Annotated in this window: 4 protein-coding genes and 2 pseudogenes; 2 read left to right on the top strand and 4 right to left on the bottom strand. The window is 39.6% G+C overall.

The window, feature by feature from the left end; all coding sequences use genetic code 11:
• Positions 1-77: 77 nt before the first annotated feature.
• Together NXS07_RS18115 and NXS07_RS18120 are read left to right on the top strand one after the other, a co-directional pair.
• Positions 78-492, top strand: a pseudogene (locus tag NXS07_RS18115) (IS6 family transposase); the annotation flags it as partial.
• A gap of 233 nt (positions 493-725) precedes the next feature.
• Positions 726-1,356 (top strand): annotated as a pseudogene (locus tag NXS07_RS18120) (recombinase family protein).
• Positions 1,357-1,546: 190 nt separating this feature from the next.
• On the opposite strand, the gene NXS07_RS18125 reads toward NXS07_RS18120, so the two are convergent.
• The 4 genes from NXS07_RS18125 to NXS07_RS18140 all read right to left on the bottom strand — a co-directional run bounded on the left by NXS07_RS18125 (position 1,547) and on the right by NXS07_RS18140 (position 5,892).
• Positions 1,547-2,401, bottom strand: coding sequence for an EamA family transporter (locus NXS07_RS18125; RefSeq protein ID WP_258087335.1), 855 nt, complete (start codon positions 2,399-2,401; stop codon positions 1,547-1,549).
• The gene (locus NXS07_RS18130) at positions 2,394-3,617 is read right to left on the bottom strand and encodes an ATP-grasp domain-containing protein (protein ID WP_258087336.1); all 1,224 of its coding nucleotides are present in this window, start codon (positions 3,615-3,617) and stop codon (positions 2,394-2,396) included. Before NXS07_RS18130 ends, NXS07_RS18125 begins: the two co-directional genes overlap by 8 nt.
• The gene (locus NXS07_RS18135; RefSeq protein WP_258087337.1) at positions 3,598-4,980 is read right to left on the bottom strand and encodes an FAD/NAD(P)-binding protein; all 1,383 of its coding nucleotides are present in this window, start codon (positions 4,978-4,980) and stop codon (positions 3,598-3,600) included. Before NXS07_RS18135 ends, NXS07_RS18130 begins: the two co-directional genes overlap by 20 nt.
• A 161-nt stretch (positions 4,981-5,141) precedes the next feature.
• Positions 5,142-5,892 (bottom strand): IS5 family transposase gene (locus NXS07_RS18140; protein WP_438818396.1). Its coding sequence is split into 2 segments (ribosomal slippage): positions 5,142-5,433 and positions 5,432-5,892, totalling 753 coding nucleotides; the frame shifts between segments, so codons are not numbered across the junction.
• Positions 5,893-6,206 lie beyond the last annotated feature (314 nt).

Consider the following 6,206-nt stretch of genomic DNA (forward strand, 5'->3'; position numbering starts at 1 on the left):
TTTTCTATCAACTCGCTGCATAAAAAATAATCGTATTCATCTTTTGATGCACTTTCTCTGCTAATGCGACAGAACCGCGTTACTTCTACCGGGCTGTCGACTCGGATGGGAATACTGTCGACTGCTTATCGGGATAAGCCAGCCGCGTTGCGTTTCTTCAAAAAGGCGATGCGTCAGCACGGACAACCCGACGGGGTGACCCTGGATAAGAGTGGCGCCAACAAAGCCGCGCTAGACGAGTTAAACCAGGGAAAACCGAAGGATAAGCAGATCAATATCCGGCAAAATAAGTATCTCAACAATCTGATTGAACAGGATCACCGCAACGTCAAACGGCGAACACGTCCTATACTGGGATTCAAGAATTTCAGACGGGCACAGACCCTGTTGGCCGGGATTGAACTAGTCTGTATGTTGCGCAAAGGGCAATACCCGCAAGAACCAGAGTATCCAATTTCACCGGCGGCCTATTTCTATCAGCTAACGGCATAAAAATAAATCAAGATACTTTCGCTTGAGGTCTCTCTGTTAATGCAACAGAACCTGGAATGGTGGGGCATTATTATTGCACGAAATTTCTCATGACGACACCATCTAGTGGTGGTGTTAAAAAGACTCTGAACAGGTTGTTAGAATAAATGACGGATTAAGTGACAAATCTTGACAGTCCGCGTTTTGGCATTCATTCTGTCACGTAATCGACCGTATAAGTGACAGGTAATGATATGTTAATTGGTTACATGAGGGTATCAAAATCAGATGGCTCTCAAGCGACAGACTTACAACGTGATGCGCTGACTGCTGTCGGTATTAATCCCACTTATCTTTATAAAGACCAGGCATCCGGCAAACGCGAAGATCGTCCCGGAATGGAAAACTGCCTGAAAGCATTGCGATCAGGCGATACACTGGTCGTGTGGAAACTTGACCGACTAGGGCGCGATTTGCGTCACTTAATCAATACCGTACACGACCTGAACGGACGCGGTGTTGGTCTCAAAGTATTGACCGGGCATGGTGCTGCTATCGATACCACAACCGCCGCTGGTAAACTGGTCTTCGGTATTTTCGCAGCGTTGGCCGAGTTTGAACGTGAGCTGATCTCAGAGCGTACTCTGGCTGGATTGGCATCAGCACGAGCACGTGGCAAAAAAGGTGGGCGTCCATTCAAGATGACGGCGGCCAAATTACGCTTGGCGATGGCTGCTATGGGGCAACCGGAAACCAAAGTAAGCGATCTGTGCAAGGAACTGAATATCACTCGTCAGACATTGTACCGACATGTATGTATCACCGAAAGGCGAATTACGCCCAGATGGGGTGAAACTGCTTTCACCCCATAATGTCAACGCTTGAATCTTCAATATCCTACTTCAGCAATTGGGTGCAGCCGACTTTTGACATTCTGTGCAGTCGTCTTCTGAAAATGACAGCGCTGTTCGCCAGTAACAATTTCAATATGTTCCATCGGACACTCCTTCAAGACAGGTAAACCTATCACTTAATTGAATTATAGAGTGTCTGTTTTAATTAGGAGGGTATTACATTATAGCATTCGTTTTATTTGGATAACGGCGAGGATAACGCTGAGTAATAAGAGACCAAGCACCACAAAATTGAGTTCCTTTCCAAACAGAGATTCAAAGAGGTAGGTAATCACGGGAACGAAGCTGAAACACACCATCGTAACAAGAGGATCAACTCTCTGCATACCAATCTGCAAGAAATACATTGGCAATGTGATACCAACAAAAGCTAAGGCAAAATATTCCCATTTGAATGAAGTTAGCAAGACTTCTCCGCTAACCTGTTGATATATAATCAGTGATAATACCCATGTAAAATGGAAGCGATAGCCCAATATGGTCACAGCTGAAAGGCCAATTTCCTCTGAGTTTTTACTGCTGAAAGCTATCAGTGTAGCACCCAATGCAGCCGCTAGTGATAGCATGATACCTATACCATCATTTAAAAAGAACTTACCAGAGTTCTCAATAAACAACACGACCATTGAACTGATAAAGATCACGAATGTTAATAACAACGGCTTTATCGAGATATCACGCGTGAAAAATAGGTATCCAATAATTACACCCCATAAAGGCCCTGCAGCAGCCTCAATAAGACTGGAAATGGACGCAGGGATAAAATAAATAGATAAATAAAAGCATAAAAAAGCAATTGCTGTACTTATATTTAACTTAATCAAGATAATAACATGGCACATTCTAACGGCCTTGTTTTTCAACAAGGCCATCAAAAGATAGAACGCGGAAGTTAAAAAGAATCCTTGTGAAACAAAAAGCAAGATATTACCTCCAGAATTTCCAGACAGTATTCCGTAGGTTAAAGACTGACAGATAATAGAAGATAAAATAAAAAAAACATACTTGTTAATCACAATCAACTCCGTACAATAACCCATCATTTTCAATCTGGTGAAGTATGGCTATTGAGTTATCCAGAACCTCTTTATCTTCATGAGCAAAGTACGCTATACCGAAATCTCCTGTTGTCAAAAGTGGGTTTTTCGAAATGTATCCTAAATGTGGTAAATGTACCACACTATGAAAACCTGGTAGCTTTCTAACATTTGATAATCCTTTTCTATCGACAATCCGTCCTTCAAAAGGGCACCTGAGAAATACCATCGAAAAATACCGTTTTGGCTGCTGAATTGGACTGCTAAGTCTTCTATTGAAAATTTCAGGTTCAGCCATCGATTCTGCCAGAATGGAAGCTTGACTGTAGCCAATACCGTGACTGAAAGCATTAATATCTAGTATTGGCCCCATAATTCGACTATTCACTTCGATAAGTAACGGGCCATTTTCCGTCATACGTACTTCCGTATGAGCAGCTCCATTCCTAATGCCTATGCCATCAAGACATTCGAAAACATAGTTAGATAATTCAGTAATAAGCCCCCCCTGATCATGATAATTAAGGGTTGATATATCCCTATAGATAGGCATACCATCTATTTTCTCAAGATTTACTAGATACAATTCAGTAATGAAATGTCTACCGGCACTAGAAACTGTATTAATAATATACTGGTCTCCCTGAATATACTCTTGTAGCACCAGCGACTGATTGGTTTTACCTAAGATATTTTTCTCTCGGAAAATATTTTGGAACCCAGAAATCACATCTTTTCTAGAGTTACATTTTTTACAGTTATCGCTTCCAGCGCTGGCAGTTGGTTTGATAAACACAGGATAGTTTGGATACGAATCGAGGTAAGTCAAAAGTTCCTGCTCACAAGTTATGACTTCAGTGTGAGGAGTGCGAATGCTATTCGCCTTCAGAATTCTCATCATCTCATATTTATTAATACGAGTTTTGCGTAATTCATAATCGTTACCTTGCAACCCCAGGGAGTGAGTTAGCTCATCTGTGAGAGATATTCCAAACTCGCTCCCACTCACGATACCTGTAATCCGCTGTGACATTAAAAAGTCAGCGGTTTTTCCTAACTCCTCTGAAATAAAACCAGAACATTCCTCTGATGCTAGTGATGGCTCAAACACCTGGATAATTTCTACTCCAAAATCTTCAAAAGCATTAACTAGGCATTTTCCGCTAGAAACAGGATTAATTATTGCGATTTTCATTAGTTAACTCCTCTAGACTCTTGGAAAAAAAGAATGCCTGATCTACACAAAACTTCAGATAGTTAACTATCGGATAAAACTCATGTAATAGTGAACCGGAGAGCCAGACACCTGAATTTTTTATTTTATGAAGATCTTCTGAATTTATCTTTTCGGTCACTCCAGAAGTCGATTGGCTAATTATATATTTATTATTTATTTTACAAATAGTTAGATTATTTACACCTGTGGCAATAATTAAACCATCGTACCTTTCCTGCGATTTGTTATTTTTCACTGAATCATTTTGCAAACTAAAGTCTTTTAACTCACCTTGTTTGATTTTTAACATCGAGCTTTCGATAAGATGATGAACCTTTAGGGCATTTTCTAGCGGAAAAGATGAGATATAACGCGAAACAAGATATTTGGTTCTACTTATCACGCTATTTTTTATTGGCTCAGGTACTTTTCGAAGATGTGTATTAGCATAATCAATAATGCTAGCTATTGAATGCTGCCAATCAGCCTTACCCTGTTTTACTTTGCGGATATCTCTGCTAAGCAGTTCAAGTGAATTTCTGGTTTGCTTTTGCTGTTCCGTTTTGATTCTTTGAGTATTTTCATTGATTTTCTTAATGAAATTCCGTTTAGAAAATAAATCCGATGTTTTTAAAAACTCGTCGTCGATTTCAGGATGATAAACCAAGGCCTTTCTCACGGCTGGAAGCTCTCCAGAAGGAGAATACAAGGTAACTTTTATCCCTTTTCTGCATAGCAATAGAGAAGAGTCAATAGCGCTGAGCTTAGTACCCATTATGGCGATATTTTTCTTATTAATTGCAAAATTATCTAATTGTTCCGGGTTTGAGCTAGCTACCAAATTGCTATCACAAGAGATATCGTGGTACTTGTCTTTATTTAGAATCGGACCAGGACTGAAAAAAGCAAAGTGATGAAAGTATTCATTGCAGTCTTCATCAAATAATATACACCGATGGTTAGGATTAGTTATAAATGAAGTGATTTTCTTTTTGATCACTTCAACTACTGAACCGGCACGGCGGGCAGTTATTACAGAGTTAGTGAAGGTTTCTCTTGCATATTGCAACAATAAAAATCGCGGCACAAACGACTCGCCGCTAGCGGCATAACCTTGCTGTTTTAAATAACGTAAGAAATCATCTGGCTTGTCTTTATGCAAGGAGTTCATTAGCACCGATGTATTGCATAAATGTTCACATGAAAATGATTTCAAAGAGCTACCATAAGCGATAGACGCTGGTTCATAAACAGTATAATTTGCGATAATTTTTTTATTTACCAACTGAGAAAATGCGGAGATCCCCCCTAATCCTCCTCCCACAATCGCAATCGACCTCATAATTTCATTTCTTCCATTAAAATAATTTGATTATTATAAATATCGGATGTACAAAAGAATAGAAATGTCTCTCAGTTTAGAATTCATGATCGACAATACCTATGAGCTGCGTATAAATCCTTTACTTATACTAGGGCGTGTTGACGTTTATTGTTTATCATTTACTCAACCCACATCGGTAGCCATATCATGACAAACGCCAGTGCCAACATACTGGCGTAATTTCGGGCCACTTTATCGTATTTTGTTGCAATTGCTCGAAAATGTTTAATCCTGGCAAACGCATTTTCAACCAAATGCCGATAACGGTATAAGCCGTTATCAATTTTCTTATCCGATTTTCGGTTATTTTTTCGATAAGGTATTACTGTTTTAGCACCTTGTTGTTCAACAAAACTTCTGAAAGCATCGCTGTCGTAGCCTTTGTCAGCTATCACAAAATCCGATGAAGACCAGGCTTTCCGCATGCACAATGTCATGCGTTTGACCGCCTGACAGCTCAAAATGGACGGGCAAGCCGTAACTGTCTACGGCTAAGTGAATTTTAGTCGAACGTCCTCCTCGACTCTTACCGATGGCTTCATCTTTGGTTGAAGCCGCGCCTGAGCTATGTTGATGAGCACGAACAATACTGCCATCAATAAATAACCACTCGCTGTCCGTATTTTCAGATAACAATCTGAATAATAAATCAAAAACACCTTTCTTTGACCCTTCATTAAAGCGCTTAAAGAGGGTGTTCCATTTTCCAAACTCATCGGGTAAATCCCGCCACGGACATCCGGTTCTCATTCGATAAAGGATCCCTTCAAAAGTCAGGTAGTGCTCTTCTTTATGGTAAATACCCCCACTTTGTTGCATCAATACAGCTAGCTTGTTCCATAAAGATTTTGATAACATTGTTCTTGGCATGATGAGCTGGGGTAATCGTTTTTTCGCAAAGACAATGATACCAGATCATCATGCTGTTCAAATTCCCCTCACAAAACGTCAACACACCCTAATTAAAACTCATATTTTTATCATTTTACTCTATATAGAAAATAACCTTATCAATTTAAAATATGAGTTGCAAATAAATTAATTGGAGTATTAGATGGTGTCGTCATAAATAAATTCATGTAATAATAACCCTATATGACATGAATGGGTTCTGTCGCATTAGCAGAGAAAGTGCATCAAAAGATGAATACGATTATTTTTTATGCAGCGAGTTGATAGAAAAA

The sequence above is a fragment of the Xenorhabdus bovienii genome, from assembly GCF_024721015.1.
Taxonomy (GTDB): domain Bacteria; phylum Pseudomonadota; class Gammaproteobacteria; order Enterobacterales; family Enterobacteriaceae; genus Xenorhabdus; species Xenorhabdus bovienii.